Source organism: Waterburya sp. (assembly GCF_058530065.1).
Genome location: NZ_JBZNBU010000241.1, coordinates 1 through 4,217 on the forward strand (window position 1 = coordinate 1; position 4,217 = coordinate 4,217).

General features: G+C 36.8%; 5 protein-coding genes. 1 reads left to right on the forward strand and 4 read right to left on the reverse strand.

Annotated features, from left to right (window positions below; genetic code table 11):
- The 3 genes from AC33VI_RS14400 to AC33VI_RS14410 form a co-directional block, all read right to left on the reverse strand.
- Positions 1–456, reverse strand: a 456-nt coding sequence (locus tag AC33VI_RS14400; protein ID WP_491782957.1) for an IS1 family transposase, incomplete at its 3' end; no start/stop codon positions are given.
- Between the two features lie 491 nt (positions 457–947).
- Positions 948–1,949 carry a hypothetical protein gene (locus AC33VI_RS14405; protein WP_491782958.1) on the reverse strand — a complete coding sequence of 334 codons (1,002 nt, stop codon included), beginning with the start codon at positions 1,947–1,949 and terminating at the stop codon, positions 948–950.
- A gap of 434 nt (positions 1,950–2,383) precedes the next feature.
- Entirely contained in the window at positions 2,384–3,019 is a 636-nt protein-coding gene (locus AC33VI_RS14410) for an outer membrane beta-barrel protein (protein ID WP_491782959.1), read from the reverse strand.
- A 313-nt stretch (positions 3,020–3,332) separates the two neighbouring features.
- On the opposite strand from AC33VI_RS14410, the gene AC33VI_RS14415 reads away from it, so the two are divergent.
- Positions 3,333–4,028, forward strand: a complete 696-nt coding sequence (locus AC33VI_RS14415; protein ID WP_491782960.1) for an SRPBCC family protein — start codon at positions 3,333–3,335, stop codon at positions 4,026–4,028.
- A gap of 4 nt (positions 4,029–4,032) precedes the next feature.
- Here AC33VI_RS14415 and AC33VI_RS14420 read toward each other — a convergent pair.
- On the reverse strand, positions 4,033–4,217 hold a 185-nt coding region (locus AC33VI_RS14420), incomplete at its 5' end, for a hypothetical protein (RefSeq protein ID WP_491782961.1).

A 4,217-nucleotide genomic window follows, 5' to 3' on the forward strand; every position in this document is an offset into this window, starting at 1 on the left:
CATACCCAATCGAAGCTTTGGGGTCTCCCCCATGAGGAGGCACGGACTCGGAGCTTGCATCCGAGTATGGAGTGCCGTCAACTTTTTCAAGACGCGCCTGTCGGCGACGCGGGGTCTCGCCGCTTTTTTTGAACCCACAAATGTTTCTAACTCATTTAATTCTCCGACTTGTGGTGTGGTTTCTGGATCATAAGCATTGGGCAATAGTTCTCCTACTTGTTTAACCCAGTTAATAACTGTGACATGGTGTATTCCTTTGACTCTTGCGATTGCTCGAAAACCCATACCATTGACATACATGGTCAAACACTCGCGTTTAAACTCATCAGAATAACCTTTTTGAGTTTGATAACAGTCTAAAAATTGTCTCTTACAACTAACGCAAATGTAGTTTTGTTTCCCTCTTTTGTTTCCGTTTTTATTGATGTGAGTTGATTTACATTCAGGACATTTCATTGAGATTTAATTTTGACTGACTCTTTTTTTTTGCGATCGCTCTGCCCAGTAATCATACCTTCATTCACCAACGCCATTTTTTTTAATCAAAGCTGATATTAACTCCTACTTTGGAACATAAAAACTTACAGCAGTTTTCATCTAAGTCAGGTACAGAATAGATCGTTTTAAGGCGCAAAGGACATTCGTGTGTCCGCATGCAGGCAGGGGGCAGCCCTAAAGGACTAGTTGCGGCTAACTAAACGCCTTACTTTCGGTCGAGGCAGAAGTTAGATGTACCTCAGTAAACTGAAAAACGCTGTATCTTTCAACCAAGCTGATTCTTGTCAATTTTTTTTCCTTACTTATTCAGCAAACCCTACTTAAAACAAAAATCCCTTAGATTTTGTTTTTAAATCTAAGGGATTTAAAAAGCTTGTATAAGTTTGAAAATAAATAATAATTTTTTTTTGTCCTAAATTGAAGCGCAGACTACTGTGGATAGAATGAAATTAAAACTGAAAAGAAACTCCCAAAGAAACTACAGGATAAATATCAATAAAGGCTAAATCATCTTCAATTTGTTCTACTTCTTCATCTATAGCGTCGTTTACTTCTTCTTCTACTAGCTGTCTTTGTTCGGGAGGAAGATTAGGATTGATATTGGGATTTACTTCAATCTCAGGAGAACCACCAAACATAATTCCTAAATTAAACCAAAATCCTAAACCTTTATTTCCTGCTACTGCATTTCCCCAGCCAAGACCAACATAAGGAGCAAAAGTACGAGTAACTTCTATATCTACATCCACCGAACCGATTTCACTAGCATCAAATGTTTGGTCGCCAATTTCAATTTCGTCTTCAGCAATTGCAGTTCCTTCAACATCATTATTGGCAATAATAGCTCCAGCACTTATTTTAAAACCAGAATTTTTAAAAGGATGAAAGTCAACTATAGTAGAAACATTAAGTAAGTTTAGATCTGCATCATAAACCGTATCAACGCCAGAATTGCTGTCTTCTATTTCAAAACCCAAACCAAAAGTATTTACTCCAAGTCTGGCATTAATTTGGGGAATTATTTTTCTGACTAAATGACCGCCCAAACCTAGAGTACTAATTTCAGGAACGATCGCCCAACCTGTTTTTTGAGTTGAACTGGATATAGAATTATTTTGATTATTTTCTGGAGGTGCTGGAGGAGGAACGGGTACGGGTACGGAACGAGGAGTCTCTCCTTCGGTGGCAGGGATAGTTCCTTCGCATTGAGAATTGAAGGGAAAATCTCGACAAAACTGTTCTAAGTCTAGTTGTCCTAATTGATAAGTCCTACCCGAAACATTGGTAAAGTACTGAGATAATTCTACAGGAAATAATAAATCATTTGCCTCAGTAGAAACTGAATTATTTTGTGCTTCCAAAGACATAGCTGGTTTTGAAGCGATCGCCATAATTCCCAAGCTCAATCCTAGTAAGATTTGATTTTGTTTATTTCGTTTCCAGTGACTCATCTGACACACTCCACCACATATTGATCGATTGAAATTGAGAATTATACCCAATTTAACTAGTTTTCAAAGTAAGGCTAGCATTGAAAATGAGCAATTGCCACAATTTTAGGTAGTAGGGAATGGGCATTGATGACAAGTTAACGTCTTGTGTTGTTTGTCAAACGCTTTTGAGTAATGAGTAATGAGTAATGAGTAATGAGTTTTGCACTAATCCTAGAGCAATTTAAAGTCCGAATTACTCTTCAATCTATAATCCATGTACAGTGTCTAATATTCATAAACAACACTATATGTAGTATTTGACTAATGAATAAGTTTCTGATATGGGCATGACTATAATTAATGAGATTTATATTTAATGCTACAAAAAAAGCTGAGACAGAATCTCAACTTTGATTTAGAAAGTTTATTAAATGGGTTTTGTTAATGGGAAATTAGAGATCGAAAATAACTCCGCCTTCAATACCAAAAGATTCTGCTTCATTTTGATATCTTCCCTGAGCAAAAGCATCTAGCTTTTCATTGATTTCAAAGGAAGCACCAATTTTAAATTGGAAATCAAATTCTGTATCGCTATCATCGAAAGCCGAAAATCTGCTGAAACCTAAGCCAGGGCTGAAAAAGCCAGTTATATTACTGCGAGGAAACTGATATTGGAATCTAGGGTTGAGATAAAAGCCGATAATAGTAACGTTTTCATCAACATTTTCTATTCCCGCAAAACCAATTAAAAACTCAGCATCGGCAGCAATGTATTGATTAAACTTAGTACCTGCAAAAACGTGTCCTTGAAAACCTAAATCTAGATTATCGCCAAAAAAGATACCTGCACCCGTACCGAGATACCAATTTTGGAAAGGTCTGATTTCACTACTTCTAGTTCTTCTAGTTCTGGTACGACGAGTTTGAGCGACTTTATCGCTATTCTCTTGATAATTAACCTTAAAATCTTGACAAGCTGCTTCGGTTTCACAAGAAACTTGATATTCTTGATAATTTTCTGCGGTTTGTGCTTGTACCGCGCAGGGGATACTCAGAGCAATGAGAGTTGCTAAAAGGGTATTTTTCATTATTATCTATCCTTACACCACATTAAAAACCTTTGGATATTAGTATAACCATAACGAGACTAGAGGCAAATTAAAAAAATAAGTAATTATTCTCAAAGATTTTAATCGGCGATCTTGATTGCAACTAGATAATTTGGCTAGAGATATGCCAAACTAAACCTCAAAATTGCCGAAGATCGAAATTAAAATAAATTGCCATAGTCAGGGATTTGAAAATAAGTTAGATTTTAGCTGTCATTATGCTGCATTAACAACTTACTAACGACATATAGCTAAAATAGCCAAAACTAAAATTCTATCCAAATATATTAAATTGATAAACCAACTCGATCGCATCTATCGTCAGAAATATCGTTTTCCCATTATGTTAGTTTTGGGAGCGATCGCTTTTATGTTAGCTATTACTTTTAATTCTATCGCTCATGCTAAATTATTCGATGGACCTGTAGATATACTACCTTTGGAACAAAGGGTAGCATTGAGGCGGGGAGAAGTTATTTTTCTAGGACAAAGCGGCGAATATACCTGTCGCATACTAGCAAACTCTTCTGTAGAAAATGCTTGGCAGGTTCTCACAGATTATGATAATTTTGCTGATTTTTTACCAGGAGTTGAAAGCAGCCAACTAGTCCAAGAAAAAGGAGACTTTAAAGTATTCGAGCAAATTAATAAGATTAAAGCTCTTATTTTTAGTATTGAATCTCGAATTCAAATTGCTAATACCGAACTCTATCCTCAGGAGATTGCTTTTGAAGCAGTGGAAGGAGAAGACCTAGAATATCTGGAAGGGAAATGGACTTTAGAGCCAGTTTCGCCCTATCCTAGTGCGCCTCCAGACAGAGTTTTGCTGACTCATAAAGTTACAGTCAAACCAGCTAATGCTATTAGCGACGGTCTATTCTATAGCATCTATGAAGATCGTCTCCGAGAAACTATGACCGCGATCGGATTGGAAACCGAACAACGCTACAGTAGAATTAGCCAGGAAGAAAGATCGGAGTTTAACTAGAGTTTTAACTAGTTGTACCAAAAAGAAAATCATCTATCCCTAGATCGATGATTCCTTCGACAATAATCGTTTGAGAGTCGAGAGCAATGGTGGTACTACTATCGCCAATGGTTATCCATTCATCTTCTCCATCGAGTATGCCCGAAAAATTGGTATCGAAATTGTAGAAATCGAGATCGTCACCAAAAA